The 20,917-nt window shown below is 73.2% G+C and carries 14 protein-coding genes and 1 other RNA gene; 2 read left to right on the top strand and 13 right to left on the bottom strand.

Features of this window, described 5'->3' with window-relative positions; translation table 11 throughout:
* Window positions 1-4: 4 nt before the first annotated feature.
* The 10 genes from OG823_RS21765 to ftsE all read right to left on the bottom strand — a co-directional run bounded on the left by OG823_RS21765 (window position 5) and on the right by ftsE (window position 12,177).
* A complete protein-coding gene (locus OG823_RS21765) occupies window positions 5-286 on the bottom strand; it encodes an HU family DNA-binding protein (RefSeq protein ID WP_188304146.1) in 282 nt (93 codons plus the stop codon).
* A 520-nt stretch (window positions 287-806) separates the two neighbouring features.
* The gene (locus tag OG823_RS21760; protein ID WP_371481260.1) at window positions 807-2,282 is read right to left on the bottom strand and encodes an NAD-dependent malic enzyme; all 1,476 of its coding nucleotides are present in this window, start codon (window positions 2,280-2,282) and stop codon (window positions 807-809) included.
* A 463-nt stretch (window positions 2,283-2,745) separates the two neighbouring features.
* A complete protein-coding gene (locus tag OG823_RS21755; RefSeq protein WP_371481258.1) occupies window positions 2,746-5,031 on the bottom strand; it encodes a UvrD-helicase domain-containing protein in 2,286 nt (761 codons plus the stop codon).
* Between the two features lie 151 nt (window positions 5,032-5,182).
* Entirely contained in the window at window positions 5,183-6,397 is a 1,215-nt protein-coding gene (locus tag OG823_RS21750; RefSeq protein WP_371481257.1) for a uroporphyrinogen-III synthase, read from the bottom strand.
* Window positions 6,398-6,510: 113 nt separating this feature from the next.
* The gene (locus OG823_RS21745; RefSeq protein WP_371481255.1) at window positions 6,511-7,890 is read right to left on the bottom strand and encodes a nitrate/nitrite transporter; all 1,380 of its coding nucleotides are present in this window, start codon (window positions 7,888-7,890) and stop codon (window positions 6,511-6,513) included.
* A 196-nt stretch (window positions 7,891-8,086) separates the two neighbouring features.
* Window positions 8,087-8,465, bottom strand: a transfer-messenger RNA (tmRNA) gene (gene ssrA, locus OG823_RS21740).
* A 161-nt stretch (window positions 8,466-8,626) separates the two neighbouring features.
* Window positions 8,627-9,103: an SsrA-binding protein SmpB gene (smpB, locus tag OG823_RS21735; protein WP_371481253.1), complete on the bottom strand. Its 477-nt coding sequence runs from the start codon at window positions 9,101-9,103 to the stop codon at window positions 8,627-8,629.
* Window positions 9,104-9,241: 138 nt separating this feature from the next.
* Window positions 9,242-10,399 carry a S41 family peptidase gene (locus tag OG823_RS21730; protein WP_371481251.1) on the bottom strand — a complete coding sequence of 386 codons (1,158 nt, stop codon included), beginning with the start codon at window positions 10,397-10,399 and terminating at the stop codon, window positions 9,242-9,244.
* A 121-nt stretch (window positions 10,400-10,520) separates the two neighbouring features.
* A complete protein-coding gene (gene ftsX, locus OG823_RS21725; protein ID WP_371481249.1) occupies window positions 10,521-11,429 on the bottom strand; it encodes a permease-like cell division protein FtsX in 909 nt (302 codons plus the stop codon).
* A gap of 58 nt (window positions 11,430-11,487) precedes the next feature.
* Window positions 11,488-12,177 carry a cell division ATP-binding protein FtsE gene (gene ftsE, locus OG823_RS21720; protein WP_371481248.1) on the bottom strand — a complete coding sequence of 230 codons (690 nt, stop codon included), beginning with the start codon at window positions 12,175-12,177 and terminating at the stop codon, window positions 11,488-11,490.
* Window positions 12,178-12,597: 420 nt separating this feature from the next.
* On the opposite strand from ftsE, the gene OG823_RS21715 reads away from it, so the two are divergent.
* On the top strand, window positions 12,598-12,792 hold the full coding sequence (locus OG823_RS21715) for a hypothetical protein (protein WP_371481246.1): 195 nt from the start codon (window positions 12,598-12,600) through the stop codon (window positions 12,790-12,792).
* Window positions 12,793-12,906: 114 nt separating this feature from the next.
* Here OG823_RS21715 and prfB read toward each other — a convergent pair whose 3' ends face one another.
* From prfB to OG823_RS21700, 3 genes are all read right to left on the bottom strand, one after another.
* On the bottom strand, window positions 12,907-14,019 hold the full coding sequence (prfB, locus tag OG823_RS21710) for a peptide chain release factor 2 (protein ID WP_371481245.1): 1,113 nt from the start codon (window positions 14,017-14,019) through the stop codon (window positions 12,907-12,909).
* A 16-nt stretch (window positions 14,020-14,035) separates the two neighbouring features.
* Window positions 14,036-15,346 carry a serine/threonine-protein kinase gene (locus OG823_RS21705; protein ID WP_371481243.1) on the bottom strand — a complete coding sequence of 437 codons (1,311 nt, stop codon included), beginning with the start codon at window positions 15,344-15,346 and terminating at the stop codon, window positions 14,036-14,038.
* A gap of 211 nt (window positions 15,347-15,557) precedes the next feature.
* A complete protein-coding gene (locus OG823_RS21700) occupies window positions 15,558-17,579 on the bottom strand; it encodes a protein kinase (RefSeq protein WP_371481242.1) in 2,022 nt (673 codons plus the stop codon).
* Window positions 17,580-18,028: 449 nt separating this feature from the next.
* Between OG823_RS21700 and OG823_RS21695 the strand changes: the two genes are divergently transcribed.
* Window positions 18,029-20,890: an FtsK/SpoIIIE domain-containing protein gene (locus OG823_RS21695; protein ID WP_371481241.1), complete on the top strand. Its 2,862-nt coding sequence runs from the start codon at window positions 18,029-18,031 to the stop codon at window positions 20,888-20,890.
* The last annotated feature ends 27 nt before the right edge of the window (window positions 20,891-20,917 follow it).

The following is a 20,917-nucleotide window of genomic DNA, read 5'->3' as shown; positions in this document are numbered from 1 at the left end:
GGTGTCAGACGCCCTTGGCGGCTTCCTTCAGCTTGGAACCGGCGCTCACCTTGGCGCTGTAGCCGGCCGCGATCTGGATCGGCTCGCCGGTCTGCGGGTTACGGGCGGTGCGGGCAGCGCGGTGGGTGCGCTCGAAGGTCAGGAAACCGGGGATGGTGACCTTCTCGTCGCCCTTGGCGACGACCTCGCCGACGATCTCGGCGAAAGCGGCCAGAACGGCGTCGGCGTCCTTGCGGGTCACCTCGGCGCGCTCGGACAGCGCGGCCACCAGCTCACTGCGGTTCATGTGTACTCCTGTGGTCTGTTCGCGTTGCGGTGTGCGGGGGCCCCATCGGTCGTCCCTCCGGGGGCTCCCGGATGGGCCGCTGGTCCGCACACTGTGCTCATTCAGGCATGGGCTGATCAGGGTCGGCTCGTACCCCGAGCCGCGCGCCGTGCAATTTCTGCCCCGCGTGCCTGCCTGGGTACGAATCCTGCCCCGACCGGACCCGAGAAAGCCAATCGGGCCCCGGCGGTGTTGACCCGAACAACGCCCGCACGCCGGAGCGGTGACGCTCCGTCGGCTCCGGTGGACCGGAGGGGCGGCGGCCGGGAGAACACGCCGAAAGGCCGGGGGGACGTTCCGTACTTGTCGGACACGCCTGCCCCGTTCAGGGCTACCGTACGCCCTGGCGGGGACAAGCCCAAACACGCCCTCGCCCTTGTGTCGCAAGGGTTCGGAGCCGACCGGGGTGGGTAGGGTCGGCAGTCGGCCGCCCGGCCGGGCTCCGCGGCGCCCCCGAGGGCGGCCCGCGGAGCCCGGCCGGTCAGAGCTCGACGGCGGGGAACGAGGAGGTGTCGAGCGTCCCGACGAAGCCCGGGGTGGGCCGGTCCCGGGCGGGCTCCTGGGGCCCGGCGTCGGCCAGTGCGGCCTCCCGGACGGCCGCCGCGACGGTCTTGGCCACGTCCGGGTGGAAGACGCTGGGGATGATGTAGTTGGCGTTCAGCTCGCCGTCCGCGACGGTGGTGGCCAGCGCGCGGGCGGCGGCGATCATCATCTCGGTGGTGACGTTGCGGCTCTGGGCGTCCAGCAGGCCGCGGAAGACACCCGGGAAGACCAGCACGTTGTTGATCTGGTTCGGGAAGTCGCTGCGCCCGGTGGCGACCACGGCGGCGGTCTGGCGGGCGACCGCCGGGTCGACCTCCGGGTCCGGGTTGGCCAGCGCGAAGACGATCCCGTCCTTCGCCATGGTGGCCAGGTCGTCGCCGTCCAGCAGGTTCGGGGCCGAGACGCCGATGAAGACGTCCGCACCCGCCACGGCCTCCTTGAGGCTGCCGGTGCGGCCGGAGCGGTTGGTGTGCTCGGCGATCCAGCGCAGGCTGTCGTTGAGGTCGTCGCGGCCCAGGTGCACCACGCCGCGGACGTCCGCGACGGTGGCGTGCTCGACGCCGGCCGCCATCAGCAGCTTGAGGATCGCGGTACCGGCGGCTCCGGCGCCCGACATCACCAGCCGGATGTCGGCGATGTCCTTGCCGACCACCTTCAGCGCGTTGGTGAGCGCGGCGAGCACCACGATCGCGGTGCCGTGCTGGTCGTCGTGGAAGACCGGGATGTCCAGGGCCTCGCGCAGCCGGGCCTCGATCTCGAAGCAGCGCGGCGCGGAGATGTCCTCCAGGTTGATGCCGGCGAAGCCCGGGGCGATGGCCTTGACGATCGCGACGATCTCGTCGGTGTCCTGGGTGTCCAGGCAGAGCGGCCAGGCGTCGATGCCGGCGAAGCGCTTGAACAGGGCCGCCTTGCCCTCCATCACAGGCAGCGCGGCCGCCGGGCCGATGTTGCCCAGGCCCAGCACCGCGGAGCCGTCGGTGACCACGGCGACGCTGTTGCGCTTGATGGTGAGGCGGCGGGCGTCCTCGGGGTTCTCGGCGATCGCCATGCAGACCCGGGCGACACCGGGGGTGTAGATCATCGAGAGGTCGTCACGGTTGCGGATCGGCAGCTTGGAGGACATCTCGATCTTGCCACCGAGGTGCATCAGGAAGGTGCGGTCGGAGACCTTCCCGATCGTCACCCCGTCGATGGCGCGGAGCTTCTCGACGATCTCCTCGCCGTGCGCGACCGAGGACGCGGCGACGGTCACGTCGATCCGCAGCGCCTCCAGGCCGGAGGCGGTGACGTCGAGCCCGGTCACCGAGCCGCCGGAGGACTCCACGGCCGTGGTGATCGAACTGACGGCGTTCCCCCTGGCCGGGACCTCCATCCGCACCGTGATCGAGTTGGAGACACTGGGCACCGTCGCCATCGACGTCCTTCTTCCGTCCACTGAGGGTCTCTGCGGCCGGGCGCCGTCGCCACCTGTCGAACCATTGCTTTCAACAAAGTGTTGAAGTGCACCGCCCAGCGCATGTTAGACCTCGATGGTCGCACCTGCCAGGGGCTTCCCAGAAATAATGTTCATAGAGTGTCCGGACTCGACAAAAGAGTCTCCGGCCGTCCCGGCCGCATCCCGAAAAACTGCCGCGAGGCCCTTGGCGTACGGAGTGGATGCGTTACATTGGACGGGACACCGGCTCGATCCAAGCCCCCGGGCCCAACCTTAGTCGCTTCGAGCGACCACTTGCCGCGAGGCGAGCATGGCGGGTCGGTGTCGCCAACGTAGGCCGAAGGCCCCCACCACCGGTGGGGGCCTTCGCCTTTGACGTCGCGCCCGCTGACGGGGCCGGCGCTGACCACGGGTCAGCGCCGGCCCCGCCCGGCCGGGCGGATCAGCCGCGCAGCAGGGCCGGCACACCCTCGGCGTCGGGCAGGTCGTCCGGGCCGGAGAGCACGGTGAGCCGCTGGGTGGCCCGGGTCAGCGCCACGTACAGCACCCGCAGGCCCGCCTCCGACTCGCCCGCGATGCCGGTCGGGTCGGCGACCACGGTCGCGTCGTACTCCAGGCCCTTCGCCTCCAGGCTGCCGAGCGCCACCGCGCGCTCCCCCAGCCCCGCGATCCAGCCGGCGGCCTCCGCCCGGCGCTCCATCGGCACCACCACGGCGACCGTGCCGTCCACCTCCGCCAGCAGCCGGACCAGCTCGGCCCGCGCCGCGTCGGCGAAGGCCCCCGCCGACGGATCGGTGGCCGCGGCGAACCGCGGCTCGACCCCGGTGGAGCGCACCGCGCTCGGTGAGGGCGTACCCGGCGCCGCCAGCGCCAGCACCTTGGCCGCCACCTCGGCGATCTCCGCCGGGTTGCGGTAGTTCACCGTCAGCGTGTGCCTGCGGCGGGGCTTGCCGGACAGTACCTCGTCCATCGCCGCCTGGGCCTCCTGCGGATGCGGCCAGGAGCTCTGCGCGGGGTCGCCGACGATCGTCCAGGTCGCCATCCGGGCCCGGCGGCCGATCATGCGCCACTGCATCGGGGTGAGGTCCTGCGCCTCGTCCACGATGATGTGCGCGTACTCGGTGCGCTCCACCGGGAGGCGATCGCGCTGGCGGGTGTTGCGGTCCGCGAACGTGGTCACCTCGTCCAGACCGGACAGCAGGTCCACCGCGTCCACCTCGCGCACCTTCGGGCGGGCCGCCTCGCCCAGCAGCAGCTGCAGCTCGTCGACCAGCGCCACGTCGTGCGGCGAGAGCGCACCCTCGCCCCGGTCGTTCAGGCCCCGCCAGGAGCCGGCCAGCACCCTGGCCTCCTCCGGGGTGACCGCCCGGCGGGCGATCCGGTTGGTGTGCCGGGTCTGCTTGAGCGTGCCCAGCACCCGGCGCGGGGTGAGCGGCGGCCACCAGGCGTCCAGGAAGTCCAGGAAGGACGCCTCGTCCGAGACGTACTCGTCGAAGGACTCCTTCTCCTCCTGGCGCTGCTCGCGCGCGTAGTGGTCGGCGGGCCGGGGCAGGTGACGGGTCAGCTCGGACCAGAGCGCGTCCAGCAGCAGCCGGCGGGCCCGCGGGCGCAGCAGGTTGAGCGGGGTGCCGCCGGCGCCGACGACGTTGGCCCGGACGGTCTTCAGCCGGCCGGGATCCAGGCGCAGCACCTCACCGCGCGCGACCACCTTGAGCTCGCCGGGCGCGCCCAGCTCCAGGGCCGCCCGGGCGGCCCTGCGCAGCAGCTGGACCATCCGGCCGGAGCCCTTGATCCTGGCCGCCTCCGGGGTGTCGTAGGTGCCCGCCTCGATGCCGTCGACCAGCGAGCCGACGGCGCGGATCGCGACCTGGCCCTCCTCGCCCAGCGAGGGCAGCACGCCCTCGGTGTACGAGACCAGCAGCGCGGTCGGGCTGACCACCAGGATGCCGCCGGCGTAGCGCCGGCGGTCCTGGTAGAGCAGGAAGGCGGCCCGGTGCAGGGCGACGGCGGTCTTGCCGGTGCCGGGGCCGCCGGTGACCAGCGTGGCGCCGGCCGCGGGCGCCCGGATGACCTCGTCCTGCTCCTTCTGGATGGAGGAGACGATGTCGCGCATGGAGTGGCTGCGGGCCCGGCCCAGCGAGGCCATCAGCGCGCCGTCGCCGACCACCGCGAGTTCCTCGCCGTCCAGGGTCGGGGTGAGGTCGGGACGCAGCAGGTCGTCCTCGACGCCGATCACCTTGCGGCCCTTGGAGCGGATCACCCGCCGGCGGATCACCCGGCCCGGCTCCAGCGGGGTGGAGCGGTAGAACGGGGCCGCGGCCGGCGCCCGCCAGTCGATCACCAGCGGTCCGAACTCGGCGTCGAGCACCCCGAGCCGGCCGATGTGCAGGGTCTCGGCGACGGCCGGGTCGGCCGGGTCGAGCGGGGTGGCGGAGGGGATGCCGTGCTCCTCCGGCGCGTCCGGCCGCTGGAGGTCGATACGCCCGAAGAGGAAGTCCTCGAACTCGTTGTTGAGCCGCTGGAGGTGCGCCCCGGCCCGGTACACCTGGGCGTCGCGCTCGGCGAGCGCGCCGGGTGTACCGACCTGCACGCGCTTGGCGGCGTCCTCCAGGATGTACTCGGCCTCGGCGAGTTTCTCCTCCAGCCGGTGGTACACGTTGTCCAGGTGGCGCTGTTCCCCGGCGATCTCGCGGTCGCGGACGGTGTCGATCTCAGTGTTGCTCTGCATGGCCTCGGTGGTTGCGGCGGTGTACTGGGTTGAGCCGTGCGCGCCCAAGGAGCCCCCTGACGTACATCCTGCGGTGGTCGTCCGCCTCGGGAATTGAGCGGACAGAAGATCCTACGCCGCAGGCCGCCACCGCCGCCGCACCACCTGCCGATCACCTCACGAAAGCGGTCGCCCCGTACTTGCCGTCCTCCTCGGGGAGCGGCCCCGGCGCGGCGTCGACCGCCAGCCGGTAACCGCGCTTGACCACGGTGGCGATCAGCCGGGGAGCGCCCAGGGCGGCGCGCAGCCGGGCCATGGCGGTCTCCACGGCGTGTTCGTCGTCACCACTGCCCGGCAGCGCGCGGAGCAGTTCGGCGCGCGGGACGACCCAGCCGGGCCGGCGGGCGAGCGTCCGCAGCAGGGCCATGCCGGCCGGTGACACCGGGCGCAGTCCGCCGTCCACCAGGGCGGCCTGGCCGCGCAGCTCCAGCCGGTGCCCCGCCACCGAGAGCTGGCGCGAGCGCTCGGGCAGCTCCGCGGTGAGCGTCTGCACCATGGCACCGAGGCGCATCCGCTCGGGCCACACGGTGGGGACGTCCAGCTCCTCCAGCGGCACGGCCGTGATCGGGCCGACGCACACCGGCAGCACGTCCCGGCGCAGCGCGTGCAGCAGCTCGGCGGTCAGACCGCGCTGCGCCGCCCGGTCGAGCAGGCCGAGAACGGCCGGCGCGCTGGTGAAGGTGACGGCGTCCAGCGCGCCGCCGCAGCAGGCGTCCAGCAGCCGGTCGAGCGGGGCGAGATCGACGGGCGGCAGCCAGCGGTAGACCGGCACCTCGACCACGTCGGCGCCGGCCGCGCGCAGCGAGTCCACGAAGTCGCGCAGCGGGGCGCCGTGCAGCTGGACGGCGATCCGGCGGCCCTCCACCCCCTGCTCCAGCAGCCGCTCCAGCACCTCCACCGAGGACTCGGAGCGGGCCGACCACTCCTCGCGCAGCCCGGCGGCCCGGATCGCGCCCTTGGCCTTGGGGCCGCGGGCCAGCACCGAGGCCTTGCCGAGGCAGGCGGTCAGCTCGTCGAAGAGGCCCCAGCCCTCGGCCGCCTCGATCCAGCCGCGGAAGCCGATCCCGGTGGTGGCGACCGCGATGTCCGGCGGGTCGGTGAGCAGGGCGTGGGTCGCCGACAGCAGCTCGGCGTCGTCGGGCAGCGGCACGATCCGCAGGGCGGGGGCCCGCACGACGGCGGCCCCCCTGCGCTGGAGCAGGGCGGCGAGTTCCTCGGCGCGACGGGCGGCGGTGATGCCGATGGTGAAGCCCGCCAGGGGAGGTACGGCGGCGGCGGGCGGTGCCGGCTCGGCATCCGGCTGGGGGCCGGTCGTCTGGTCGTCCATGGTGCAGGTCCTTCGTCGGGTGGACCAAAATCGTCCCCCGGGGCGGTGTCGCCCCGGGGTCCGAATGATTTCCGCGGCGTTTCCAGGGCCGCGGCGGTTGTGTTACCGAGTGCTCAGACCTGCGCCAGTGCCGGGGCCGGGGCCGAGGTGCGGGCGGCCGAGGGGCGCCGCAGGTAGACCGCCCAGGTGAGGAGGAAGCAGATCGCGTACGCCGCCAGGAAGGAGACGAAGGCGGGGGTGCCGCTCTTGGCCACCAGGAAGGACTGACGGAAGGCCAGGTTGATCAGGAGTCCGCCGACGGCGCCGACGGCGCCGATGATGCCGATCGCCGCACCGGACATCCGGCGCGACCACGCCGCGGCCTCCTCGGGGGTGTCGCCGAGGGCGACGATGCGGTCCTGGGCCTTCGCGTCGAAGATACCGGGGATCATCTTGTAGGTGGAGCCGTTGCCGAGCCCGGCGAAGACGAACAGGGCGATGAAGCCGGTCAGGAAGACCGGCAGCGACTTCACCGAGGACGCGTAGGTCACCAGGCCGGTCGCCGCCGCCATCGCGACGAAGTTCCAGAAGGTGATCCTGGAGCCGCCCCAGCGGTCCGCCAGCTTCCCGCCGACCGGGCGGATGACCGAGCCGAGCAGCGGGCCGATGAAGGTCAGCTGGGCGGCCTGCAGCGGGGTGCGGCCGAACTGGTTCTGCAGGACCAGGCCGAAGGCGAAGCTGAAGCCGATGAACGACCCGAAGGTGCCGATGTAGAGGACCGACATCAGCCAGGTGTGCTTCTCCCTGAGCACCTCGCGCAGCGCCCCGCCGTCGTTCCTCATCGGCGCCAGGTTGTCCATGAACAGCGCCGCGCAGGTCGCCGAGACGATGATCAGCGGCAGGTAGATGCCGAGCACCAGCCGGGGGTGCCCGGCGCCGGCCCAGGTGATCACGGACAGCGCGATCAGCTGGATCACCGGGACGCCCAGGTTGCCGCCGCCCGCGTTCAGGCCCAGCGCCCAGCCCTTGCGGCGCATCGGGAAGAAGGCGTTGATGTTGGTCATCGAGGAGGCGAAGTTCCCGCCTCCGACCCCGGTGAGCGCGGCGACCACCATGAAGGTGGTGTAGGAGGTGCCCGGGTGCATCACGTACGCGGCCGCGAAGGTCGGCAGCAGCAGCAGGAGGGCGGCGATCACCGTCCAGTTCCGGCCGCCGAACTTCGCCACCGCGAAGGTGTAGGGGACCCGGACGAAAGCGCCGACCAGGGTGGGCATGGCCACCAGGAAGAACTTTCCGGCGGGGTCGACGTGGTACTTGGGGCCCATGAAGAGGACCATCACCGACCAGAGGCTCCAGATGGAGAAGCCGATGTGCTCCGAGAGGACCGAGAACGCCAGATTGCGGTTGGCGGTCCGCTTTCCGCCGCCGTCCCAGAAGGCCTCGTCCTCGGGATCCCACTGCTGGATCCAACGACCGCCCGCTCTCGCCCGTACAGCTGCCGTGCTCGTGCTCATCGCGCTCCCCTTTGCCCGCCGGCCCTTGTCCCAACTGACGCTAGGAGGCGGGAGTTTCCGCCTCGTTGTGTCCTGTGACGGCTGCGGAACCGTCCTCTCACCCGCCTGAGCGGGCGCCTGTGAGGGCCGCCGGACGCACGAAAGCCGCCCTCCGCTGGGCGGAGGGCGGCTTTCGGACTGCAGCTGCAACATGGGGTGGTGGAGATGCCGGGAATCGAACCCGGGTCCAGTGGAGTGGATTCAGGACTTCTCCGAGCGCAGTCCGCTGTGCTTTTCTCGGCCCTGGCGGTCACGCGGACAAGCCGCCAACAGGCCCAGCTACTGTTTGGTTTCCCGTCCACCCTCGTAGCCCGAGCGGACGGTTGAGTTCCCTAGATTATGCCAGGGTCCGGGTCGGGAACTCCCCGGGCTGACACCCTTGCGCTATCGCTGCTTATTAGGCAGCGAGAGCGAACTGGGAATCGCGCTTAGTGTTGGCGATTATTTTTTTGCGACAGATGGTTAACGAGATCATTGCCGCGTTCCTCGGCTCGCTTCTCCTGTTTCGACGTCCCCTGTCGAAACCGATCATCCCCATGTTTTGTTGACAAGCATCGTTCTGCGACGAGCAGCTTCCTGCTCAGCAGCTCCGGTCGGTCGCCCTTCCGGTGATGCATGAGCCATGGTACGCGGTCGGTCTGTCGGTGGTCCAGCTCATTGAATCGGGTCCGGCCCGCCGGAGCGCGGCGGCCCGGGGTCAGCGCTGGCGCCGCCGGGCGGAGGCCACCGCGCGGGCCGTCTCGCGGGTGTCCTGCTTCTCCCGCAGCGTCTGCCGCTTGTCGTACAGCTTCTTGCCGATGGCGAGGGCGATCTCGATCTTCACCCGCCCGTCCTTGAAGTAGAGCGACAACGGGACGAGCGTGTGGCCCGCGTCGCTGAGCTTCGACTCGATCTTGCGGATCTCCATCCGGTGCAGCAGCAGCTTGCGCTTGCGCCGCGCCGAGTGGTTGGTCCAGGTCCCCTGGGTGTACTCGGGGATGAAGACGTTGTCGACCCACACCTCGTGGTTCTGCACGTACGCGTAGCCGTCGACCAGGTTGGCCCGGCCCTCGCGCAGCGACTTCACCTCGGTGCCGGTGAGCACCATGCCGCACTCGTAGGTGTCGAGAAGCGTGTACTCGTGCCGCGCCTTCTTGTTCTGCGCGATCAGCTTGTTTCCGGTTTCCTTTGCCATAGCGCCGATCATTCTCGCACTTCACGGCGGCGCCCGGCAGCTCCTTTTGTCCGGCCGGCCGGCGCGGCGACCGGGCACCCGACGGGGCTCGGGACAGGGCCGGCACGGGCCCGGGACAGGCGCGGGGCAGGGCGTGGCTCAGCCGGGGCGGCCCTGGGTGCCCAGGCCCGCCAGGACCCGCAGTGCGAGCGCCGAGGCGCCGTCGCCATCCGGCGCCGGGACGTCCGGGGTCAGACCGGTGCCGTCCGGGGAGCGGCCCGAGGGCGTGTAGTAGTGGCCGACGGTCAGCTCCAGGACGGAGCCGTCGGCGAGCCGGCTCGACTGCTGCACGGTGCCCTTGCCGAAGGTGCGGCTGCCCACCACGACGGCGCGGCAGCGGTCCTGCAGGGCTCCGGTGAGCAGTTCGGCGGCGCTCATCGTGCCGCCGTCCACCAGCACCACCAGGGGCGTGCGGGTATCACCGCCGCGGGCCGCGGTCAGTTCGCGCCGCGCGCCGCGCTCCTGGTAGGACGCGACGGCGCCGCCGTCCAGGAAGACCGAGGCGGTGCCGACGGCCTCCTCCACCAGCCCGCCCGAGTTGCCGCGCAGGTCGAGCACCACCCCGGCGCGTGCGCCGCGCACGGCGGCGCGGACCTGGTCGGCCACGCCGTTGGTGAAGGCCCGGACGGTGATCCGGACCACGCCGGTGTCGGTGTGCTCCACCGATACCTGCTGGCTGGCCAGCAGTTCCCGGTGCAGGGCCACCTCCCGCACCTGGCCGTCACCGCGCTGGACGGCCAGCGTGACGGTGGAGCCGACCTGCCGGTCCCCCTCCAGGCCGCGCAGCCGGGCGACCACGTCGGTGACGGGCAGGTGGTCGGCCTGGTCCTGGCCGACCCTCAGCAGCCGGTCGCCCGGCGCGATGCCCGCCTCCGCGGCCGGCCCCAGCGGCTGGACCTGCGAGACCGCGGTCACGCCGTCCTGCCCCCGGCCCACCGACAGGCCCACCCCCAGATAGCGGCCGTCCAGCCCCTGGGCGAACTCGGCGTACTCCTGCGCGCTGTAGTAGGCCCCCCAGCGGTCGCCGCTCGCCCCGATCAGGCCCTCGGCCTGCTGGGGGGAGAGCGCGGCGCCGGCGGGATCCTGGCCGGCCGTCAGGACCGGCAGTGCGTCCGAGGCGGGCGGACCGGCCGGCGGTGGCACGTCACCCCACCCGCCGGTGGCGGCGCCGGCCAGCAGCACGGCGCCGAACACCAGGCTGAGCGTGGTTCCGTGACGCAGCACGGGGCCGCGGCGGCGGTGCGGGGTTTCCGACATGGCAACCGAGTCTAGGCGCAGCATCGCCGTACCGACGCGAAACGGGCCGCCGGGAACGCGACGACCCCGGACGGCGCGTTGCCGTCCGGGGTCGTCCGGGCCTGGCCCGGAGTGGTCCCGGTCAGACCTTCAGGTACTTGCGCAGGGTGAAGAAGGCCGCGATGCCGGCCATGCCCATACCGACCACGACCAGTAGCGGGATCACCGTCAGCACCGAGGAGAGCCCGATGAAGTGGATGAACTGCACCCGGTCGGCCAGCCAGCTGTGCACGAAGAAGTGCCCGCCGAGCAGGAGCCCGGAGGCCAGCACCGCGCCGAGCAGCGCGGCGAACGCGGCCTCGGCGATGAACGGCATCTGGACGTAGAAGTTGGAGGCGCCGACCAGGCGCATGATGCCGGTCTCGCGCCGCCTGCTGAACGCCGACACCCGGACGGTGTTGACGATCAGCAGCAGGGCCACGAAGAGCATCAGCACCATGATCACGAAGGCCGCCGTCTGCAGGCCGTTGAGCAGGCCGAAGAGGTTCTCCAGGATCTTTCGCTGGTCCTCGACCGACTTCACCCCCGGTTTGCCCGCGAAGGCGCTCTGGATGACGTCGTACTTGGTGGGGTCGACCAGCTTCACCCGCCAGGACTGCGGGATCGCCTCCGGGCCGAGCACGGAGATGAGCGGGTTGTCCGGGTTCATCTCCTTCCAGTGCTTGTACGCGTCGGCGGAGTTCTCGAAGGTCGAGCCCTGCACCACCTGCATCTTGTCGAGCGCCGTCTTCACGTCGGCGATCTGCGGGTCGGTGGCCGCCCCGGCGACACACTGCGGGGAGTGCGCGGCATCGGACTTCGTACAGAAGTAGATGCTCACCTCGACCTTGTCGTACCAGTACCCCTTCATGGAGTTGACCTGGTCACGAACCAGAAGGGAGGCACCGGCGAGGGCGAGCGAGAGCGCGACGCTGACGACGACCGCGATGGTCATCGTCAGGTTGCGGCGAAGACCGACACCGATCTCCGACAGGACGAACTGGGCGCGCATGCGTTTCCAACTCCAGGGTCAAGGCTGGTCGGGCAACTCGGGCCGGCGGCCTACGGGATCAGTGCTGGTACCCGTAGACGCCGCGGGCCTGGTCACGGACCAGCAGCCCCTTGTCGAGCTCGATGACGCGCTTGCGCATCTGGTCGACGATGGCCTGGTCGTGCGTGGCCATCAGCACCGTCGTCCCGGTGCGGTTGATGCGGTCCAGCAGCTTCATGATGCCGACCGAGTTCTGCGGGTCGAGGTTTCCGGTCGGCTCGTCCGCGATCAGCAGCATCGGGCGGTTGACGAAGGCCCGGGCGATCGCCACGCGCTGCTGCTCACCGCCGGAGAGCTCACCGGGCATCCGGTCCTCCTTGCCGCCGAGGCCGACCAGGTCGAGCACCTCGGGCACCACCTTGTTGATGGCGCCCTTGGGCTTGCCGATCACCTCGAGGGCGAAGGCCACGTTCTGCGCGACCGTCTTGTTCGGGAGCAGGCGGAAGTCCTGGAAGACCGTGCCCAGCTGGCGCCGCATGTGCGGGACCTTCCAGTTGGACAGCTTGCCGAGGTCCTTGCCCAGTACGTGCACCTCACCGGTGCTCGGCCGCTCCTCGCGCAGGCACAGGCGGAGGAAGGTCGACTTCCCCGAGCCGGAGGAGCCGACCAGGAAGACGAACTCACCCTTCTCGATCTCTAGCGAGACGTCCGACAGGGCGGGACGGTTCTGCTTGGGATAGGTCTTGGAGACGTTGTCGAATCTGATCACGGCTGCATCACGGAGGCCATCCTAGGTGGAATGGCGACCTGCTCGGCCGAACTTCCGTGACCCGATCGTTACTTCGGGCCGGAAGACGCGGCCCCACGGCGCCGTTCCTCGGTCGGTCCCACCGCCGGAATCCGGCCCGGGGCGGGCGGCGGGAGCGGAACAGGCCGCTCCCCCGGGTTGGGACCATACGCGAAGCGGCTGCGGGCCCGCAGCGCAGCCCAGGACACGATCAGGGAATTGGAGGACAACGCCCTGGTTTGCCCCGAAAATTGCGAGGCATCTCACAGCCCGGGGGCCTTCCCGGCCGGAACCTGGCAGAGTGGAGGCAGTGGCCACGGTTGGCCGCTCACCCGTGCAGGGCACGATAAGGAACCAAAGCCCCGTCCGGCGCGTTGGCTGTAGCAGCGAGGAGGAGATCGCATGACCTGCGACCATCTGGTGTGCGCCAACTGCAACGGCCGCGTGAGCGACGGCCGCTGCGTGGTCTGCCGCGCCAACCGCGCCCGACTGCAGGAGCAGCAGGGCCCGTTCGCCGCGCTCTCCCCCGCCGTACTGATCGCGCTGATCGTGGGCCTGTTCGCGGTGGCGCTGATCGCCCGGCAGGCCCTGGCCTGACCGCGCACGACATCCTCGGACGTAGCGGTACGTGACCGCAGGTGAAGGTGGGGCCCCGCAGCGTGCTGCGGGGCCCCACCTTCACCTGCCGACCTGCCGGGATCACTCCCGGGATCACTCCGCGGCGGTCTCCCGCTGCTTGCGCCAGCGGATGCCCGCCTCGATGAAGCCGTCGATGTCGCCGTCCAGCACGGCCTGCGGGTTGCCGACCTCGTACTCGGTGCGGACGTCCTTGACCATCTGGTACGGGTGCAGGACGTAGGAGCGCATCTGGTTGCCCCAGGAGCTGCCGCTGTCCTTGAGGGCGTCCATCGCGGCCCGCTCCTCCTTGCGGCGCAGCTCCAGCAGCTTGGCCTGCAGGACGTTCATCGCCGAGGCCTTGTTCTGGATCTGCGAGCGCTCGTTCTGGCAGGAGACCACCGTGCCGGTCGGGAGGTGCGTGATGCGCACCGCCGAGTCGGTGGTGTTGACGCCCTGGCCACCGGGGCCCGACGCGCGGTACACGTCGATCCGCAGCTCGGTCTCGTCGATCTCGACGTGGTCGCTCGACTCGACGACCGGCAGCACCTCGACCCCCGCGAAGGAGGTCTGGCGGCGGCCCTGGTTGTCGAACGGCGAGATGCGCACCAGCCGGTGCGTGCCCTGCTCGACCGAGAGCGTGCCGTAGGCGTACGGCACCTTCACGGTGAAGGTCGCGGACTTGATGCCGGCCTCCTCCGCGTACGAGGTGTCGTAGACCTCGGTCGGGTAGTTGTGCCGCTCGGCCCAGCGCAGGTACATGCGCATCAGCTGCTCGGCGAAGTCGGCGGCGTCGACGCCGCCCGCCTCGGCGCGGATGTTGATCAGCGCCTCGCGGGCGTCGTACTCGCCGGAGAGCAGAGTACGGACCTCGAGCTCCGCGACGGCCTTCTTGACCGAGGCGAGTTCGACCTCGGCCTCGGCGCGGGTGTCCGCGTCGGCCTCGGCCTCGGCCAGCTCGAAGAGCACCCCGAGATCGTCGACCCGCCCGTGCAGGGTCTCGACGCGGCGCAGTTCACCCTGGAGGAAGGAGAGCCGGCTGGTGACCTTCTGCGCGTTCGTGAGGTCGTCCCAGAGGTTGGGGGCGGCTGCCTCCTCCTCAAGGCGTGCGATGTCGGCCCGGATTCTGTCCAGGTCGAGGACGGCCTCGATCGACCCCATGGTCGTTTCGAGGGACTTGAGCGCTTCAGAAGGATCGACGGCTGCCACGCCCCCAGCCTAATGCTTAGCGGGGGTCGGTCGACGACACCGGCCCCGCGCCGCCGCCCGGCGGGCCCGCGGCGTGCGCCGCGCGGCCCGTGCCCGCACCGCTCCCGGCTCCGGTGCCGGCGTCGGCGTCGGCCGCGAAGGCCGTCCAGGCGGCCGCGGCACCCGCCAGCAACAGGACCACCGCGATCACCACGGCCAGCAGCCGGCGCCGCCTGACCAGGGCCCGGCGGCCCTTGCGGTGGCCGGTGGGGTTCGCCGCGGTGCGCTGGGCGCGGGACTCGGCGGCGTACGAGGCGAGCTCCTGCGCGGACGGGCGGCGCAGGCTGGTGTGGGTGTCCCGGGTGGAGTCGGGGGACGGCACGGGCACCAGGGGGACGGCCGGGCCGCGGCGGCGCTTGTGGGTGCCCGGGCCGGCGTCCACCTCCGCGTACACCGCCTCCGCGGGCGTCAGCGCCTCCTCCACCGGTGCCCGGCCCTGGGCGGGGACGACGATGCCGGGCAGGCCGGCCAGCGCGGGCAGCTGCTCGCGCAGCCGCTCGGCCAGCTCGGCGGCGCGCAGCCGGGAGGCCGGCGCCTTGGCCAGGCACTCGGCGATGATCCGCCACAGGCCGTCCGGCAGGCCCGGTACCGGCGGCACGCTCTCGGTGACGTGCCGGCGCAGCACCGCGCCGGTGTGGCCGCCGCCGAACGGCGTGGAGCCGACCAGCAGCTCGTACAGCACGGTGGCCAGTGCGTAGATGTCGACCGCGGCCCGGGGCTCCAGGCCCTCGATGATCTCCGGGGCGAGGTAGTCCGGGGTGCCGATGATCCGGGTGGCCCGGGTGCGGCGGGGGGCGTCGACCAGGCGGGCGATGCCGAAGTCGGTGAGCTTCGCGCGCGGGGCGCCGCCGGGGCCGGGCGGGGCGGCGAGGTCGAGCAGGACGTTCTCCGGCTTGACGTCGCGGTGCACGATCCCGGCCGCGTGCGCCGCGGCGAGGCCGTCCGCGACGTCCGCGATCACCGAGACGGCGGCCTGCGGGGGGAGCACACCGTCGCGCTCCAGGCGCGAGCGCAGGTCGGTGCCCTGGACCAGCTCCATCACGAGGGCCAGGTCGTCGCCGTCCACCACCATGTCGCGCACGCCGACGACCCGGGGGTGGTCGAGGCCGGTCAGGGCGGCCCGCTCCTGGACGAAGCGGCCGACGAGCACCTGGTCGGAGGCCAGGTCCTCGCGCAGCAGCTTGACCGCAACCGGGCCGTCCGGGCCCTCGCCGAGCCACACGGTCCCGGCCGAACCCCGGCCGAGCACCTGGTGGACGGTGTAGCGGCTGCCGATCTTGCGTGCCAATGCTGCTCCGGGGGCGGCGGGAGCGCACGGAGGGGGGTTGTGCGCTCGGGTAGGTCGGTGCGTCAGCGACCAACCTACGCGTCCGGACGCCCGCCGGGGGACGCCGAGGGCGTTCCGGCGGGCGGCACTTGACAGGAAATATCGTGAAGAGTCGACAAGTCGGCTATCCCGGCTCCGGTGCGGCCCCGGGCGGGGCCCACCGGAGCCGGGATCAGCCGCCGACCGACTTCGAGGTGCTGCTGATCCAGTCGTTCGCGTCGCTGATCCAGGTCTGCACGTTGTCCCAGTAGTGCGGGAGCGGCGTGAAGTTCCACAGCGCCACCGCGGCGACCGCCAGCACCAGCAGCACCATCAGGCAGCCCTTGAGGCAGCCGAGGCCCGGAATGTACATCCGGTTGCGGCTGCGCCGGCGCGGCTCGCGGGCCGGCGCCGGCTCACGGGCGGGCGGCTCCCGGTGGGCGGGCTGCGGCGGCTCCCGGCGCTGCGGGGCCGGGGGCGTGTCCCGGCGCTGGGGCACGGGCGGCGGGGCCTGCCGGGCCCCCTGCGGCGGCTGCTGCTGCTGCCGGGGAGAGGGCTCGGGCGAGCGCCCGTAGCCCTGCGGCGGCTGGGGGTACTGCCCGTGCTGTCCCTGCTGCCCGTGCTGACCCTGCTGCCCGTACTGCCCCTGCTGCCCGCCCGGCGGGCGACCGCCCTGCCCGCCCTGCCCGGGCTGCCCCGACTGCCCCGACTGCCCGGGCTGTCCCTGGTAGGGCCGGCCCGGCTGGTAGGGCTGGTACGGCGCCGGGGCCACCGGTGGGCGCGGCGCGTAGCCGCCCTGCGGACCGCCCTGGCGGCGCGGATCCTGCGCGTAACCCTGCGGCTGGGCCTGGCCCGCACCGGGCGGCGTGGCGCCGTACGGGCCGCGCGGCGGCTGCCCGCCGGCCTGGTAGGGCTGCGGCGCGACCTGGGGGGCGCGCAGCTCCTCCGGGTCGAGGTAGCCGATCTCGGTCTGCTGGTTGCGGTCACGGGCGGCGCGCAGTTGGGTCTGCCAGGGGTGGGGCGCCTCCGGCCGGTCCGGCGGCTCCTGCCGGCCGGGCCCCGCGCCCGGCCGCTCCGGTGGCTCCAGCGGCGGCATCATCCGGGTGCGGTCCTCGTCGCCGCCCGACCCGGTGGGCACGCCGCCGGGCAGCAGCCGGGTGGTGGCCGCCGCGTCGTGGCGGCCGCCGGCCGGCAGCACCTGGGTGGCGTCCGCCGAGCCGTACGGCGCCGTGGGCGGCAGCGGCGGGACGCCCGCCGGCATGGCCGGCACGGTCGGATCGCCGCCGGTCACCGGAGCCGGCTGCGGATCCGGCAGCAGCAGCGCGCCGACCGCGAGGGCCTCGTCCACCGCCGCCGGCGAGGCGTGCACACCCACGCCCGCCGCGACCACCCGCAGCGCGCGGGCCAGCGAGGTGGCGCTCGGCCGCTGCGCCGGGTCCTTGCGCAGGCAGCGCTCGATGACCGTCCAGAGCGGCTCGGGCATGGTCGAGGGCCGCCGGGGCTCCTCCGCGAGGTGCGCCTGCAGGATCGCCAGCGGACCGTCGCCCTGGAACGGCGCACGGCCGGTGACCAGCTCGAAGAGCATGATCCCGGCGCCGTAGACGTCCACCGCCGAGGTCTGCGGCCGGCCGCCGGCCGACTCCGGCGCCACGTACGCGGGGGTGCCGACGAACTCGTGGGTGCGGGTGATCCCCGGGGAGTCCGCGAGCCGGGCGATGCCGAAGTCGGTGAGCATGGGGTGCATCTGCTCGGTGCCGTCCACCCGGACGGTGGCGAGCAGGACGTTCGCGGGCTTGAGGTCGCGGTGCACGACACCGTCCGCGTGGCTGGCCGCCAGCGCGTCGGCGACCTGGGCCATCAGCAGCGCGCCGGCGATCGGGCTGAAGGGGCCGTTGCCGCGCAGGTAGTGGTAGAGGTCGGGACCGTCGACCAGGTCCATCACCAGGGCCAGCAGCTCGCCCTCCACCACCAGGTCGCGGACCCGGACGATGTTGGGGTGGCTGAGCCGGACCAGGACGGAGCGCTCCCGCAGGAAGCGCATCACCACGTCCGGGTCGGCCGCCAGCTCCTCGCGCAGCACCTTGATCGCGACCAGCTGCCCCGGCTCGCTGCCCGGCACGACGGCGTCCTCGCGCACCCGGGCACGCCACACGGTGCCGGTGGCCCCCCGTCCGAGGGTCTCCTCAAGCAGATACTTGCTGCCGACTGGCCGCACCTGTCGCACTCCTCGCCGTGCCGCTGCCGCGGATCGCTCCCCGCCGGTGCGGTGAGCCTGCCGGGCCCGTGTTCCGGCCACTCTAACGGTGTCCGATCGTGTTTCCGAGGCGCGCGCGGGGGCCCGTGGCGCGGGTCTCGGGGACATCCCCCACGGGTCTCGCCCACCGGGAGCCGGGGCCGGCCCGAGGCCCGGGCGCCCGCCCCGCGAGCAGCGCGTCCGGTGGCGGTTGACCTGACTGCCCGTCGCGCCCACCATGGCGATCATCGCAAGATCGTCAAATCCGGTACCGTGCGCGGACTGTCGGCGATGGGTGGCAGGATGAGAGTCACCACTCTTGTGGCCCAACGTCGTCGCGACCGCCCGTGACCCCCGGTGGCAGCGGCACACACGCGGCAACACCTGTACGGCTTCACGCGTCAGTACCAGCAGAAGGGACCGCGGGCGAGATGCAGATCCGGCTGACCGTCCTCCGACCGCGCAGCGGCCCGGCAGTCGCCGGATCCGCCATCCCCTATGTGGACGTGCTGGTCACCGCCCCCGTCGGCACGGCGCTGGGCGCCGTGGCCGGCGCACTCGCGGGCGCCGTGGGCGTACGCGGCCCGCGGGCCGCCACCCATGTGCACCTGTACGCCGGTGCGCGCCGGGTCGACGAGCACTCCCTGCTCGGCCACCCGCCGCTGCTCGACGGCGCCGTGCTCAGCCTCGGCGAACCCGATCCGACCGCCGACGACGACACGCCCGACCCGGCGACCGCCGAGCTGCGGGTGATCGGCGGCCCGGACGCCGGCGGCGTCCACCGGCTGCACGGCCGGGAGATCCGGATCGGGCGCTCCAGCGAGGCCGACGTCCCGCTGGACGACCCGGACGTCTCCCGCCTGCACCTGGCCCTGCACCTGGCCGCCGACGGCCTGGTGACGGTCCGCGACCTCGGCTCGACCAACGGCACCACGCTCGACGGACGCTTCGTCACCCCCGAGGAGGACGTCCCGCTCGGCGAGCCCGGCCTGCTGCGGATCGGCGAGTCCACCCTGCAGGTGACCCGGGCCGCCGACGGCCTCGGGGAGATCTCAGGGGCGCCCGCGCGCTCCGCCCTGCCCGACGGCCTGGGCTATCTGCAGCTCTCCGCCCCCGCCGCGCCCAAGCCCGCACCGTCCGTCCCGGAGCCGGCCACCGCTCCCGAGCCGCCCGCCGCCGGCCGGGCCCGCGCCCTGCTCGCCCGCCGCCTCGGCCGGAGCACCGCCCCCGCCGACGGCAGCGGTGACGACGCCGGCCGGCAGCACGCCGCCGCCCGGCTCCGGCAGGCCGCCAACCAGCGCGAACGCTGGCCCGACCCGGCCGCCCTGCTGCTCAACGCGCTGGGCTCCGGCCCCCGGCTCTGGGAGCGCGGCCCGGCCCATCCCGACGCGCTGACCCTGCGGCTGGGCACCGCCGAGCGGCCCGGCGGCCCCGGCACCTCGCCCGGCACCATGCTGCCGGCCGTCCCCGTCACGCTCGACCTGCAGACCGCCGGCAGCCTCGGACTGGCCGGGCCGCGCGCCCGCCTCGACGCGCTCACCCGCGCCGTGGTCGCCCAGCTCGCCGCCCTGCACCCGCCGACCGGCCTGAGCCTGGTCGTGGTCGACGCCGACGCCACCCGCCCGCCGCAGGAGCGCGCCGACACCTGGGCCTGGGCCCTGTGGCTGCCGCACCTGCGGCCCCAGCACGGCCAGGACTGCCGCCTGCTGCTCGGCCTCGACGAGGAGCAGGCCACCGCCCGGCTCACCGAGCTCACCGCCCGGCTCACCGCCGCCGACGGCGCCGCCGGACTCCCCGCCACGGTCGTCCTGATCGACGGCGCCCCCGCCACCGGGCCCGCCCGCAAGGCCCTCGACCTGCTGCTGCGCCAGGGCCCGGCCGTCGGGGTCTTCCCCGTCTGCCTCGCGGAGGAGGCCGACCGGCTGCCCGCCGGGCTCGGCGCCACCGCCGTGATCACCGGCGAGGTCGGCACCCACCTCACCGTGGACCGCCCGGTCGCCGGCGGCCGCGAGAGCGTCCAGGACGTCGCGCTGGACGCCGTCTCGGACGCCTGGGCGGAGCGCCTGGCCCGCGTCCTCGCACCGCTCCGGGAGGCCACGCCCGCCACCCGCGGGCCGCTGCCGGACTCACTGCGACTGCTCGACCTGCTCCAGCTCGACAGCGTCACCCCCGCCAAGCTGTCCGCCCGCTGGCAGGCCGGGCCCACCGCCGTCGCCACCGCGACGGCCCTGGTGGGCACCACCCGCGACGAACTCTGCGGCATCGACCTCGCCGACCCCGAGCTCACCCTGCCCTCCCCTGACCCGGGCGGCCCCCACCTGCTGATCGGCGGCGCCAAGGGCTCGGGGAAGAGCGAACTGCTGCGGACCCTGATCGCCTCGCTCGCGGTCTCGGAGCGCCCCGACCGGCTCACCGTGACGGTGATCGAGGGCAGGGGCGCCGGTGAGGGCGAGGAGCAGGCCGGGTTGCGCGGCTGTACCGAACTGCCGCACGTCACCGCCCATGTGGACACCGCGGCCGACCCCCGGCAGGCCCTGCTCACCGCCGACGCCCTGCTCGACGAACTGACCCTGCGGGAGAAGCTCTTCGACGGCCTCGACTTCGCGTCCTGGCACGCCACCCGGCTGCTGGACGAGGCCGTGCCGCTCCCCGCCGACGTACCGGTCAGGGCGGCCGAGCCCGTGCTCAGCGGCGCCTCCGGAAGCCTGCGGACCGAAAGCGGCATCAAGCTCGTCCAGCCGCGCACCGGCGGCTCCCGCCCGCCGGCCGCCGCCGGGCCGTCCGCCCCGCCGCCCCGGCTGGTCGTCGTCGTCGACGACTACGAGGCGCTGCTCGCCCCCACCTCCGCCGCCGGCCGCCCGCTGGCCCGTGCGCTGGCCGCCGTCGCGCAGCGCGGCGGGCCGCTCGGCATCCACCTCGCCGTCACCACCGGACAGCCCGAGGAGACGGCCGGCACCGAGGTGGACGAGGCGGCGCTGCTGCGGATCGCCCTGCGGACCGAGTACCCGTCCGACTCCGACCTGCTGATCCACCTCGGCGACGCCGCCGCCCTCGACGAGACCACCCCCGGCCGGGGCTACCTGCGCCTGCCCGACGGCGGAGTGACCGCCTTCCAGACCGCCAGGATCAGCGGCCGTATCCCCCGCACCGCCACCCTCCGGCCGACCGTCGTCGCGATAGACCCGGCCCAGCTCGGCGCCCCGCCACCCCGCCGCCCCGTCCGCGAACTCGGCAACGGCCCGACCGACCTCGCCCTGCTCGCGAGCGCCCTCCAGCGCGCGGCCGGCCAGTAGCCGCAGACGTGAGTGCGGGGCCGGTCT

The organism is Kitasatospora sp. NBC_00315, from assembly GCF_041435095.1.
Taxonomy (GTDB): Bacteria; Actinomycetota; Actinomycetes; order Streptomycetales; family Streptomycetaceae; genus Kitasatospora.
The sequence above is the reverse complement of the archived record's forward strand: the minus strand, read 5'-3'. Positions and strand labels throughout refer to the sequence as shown.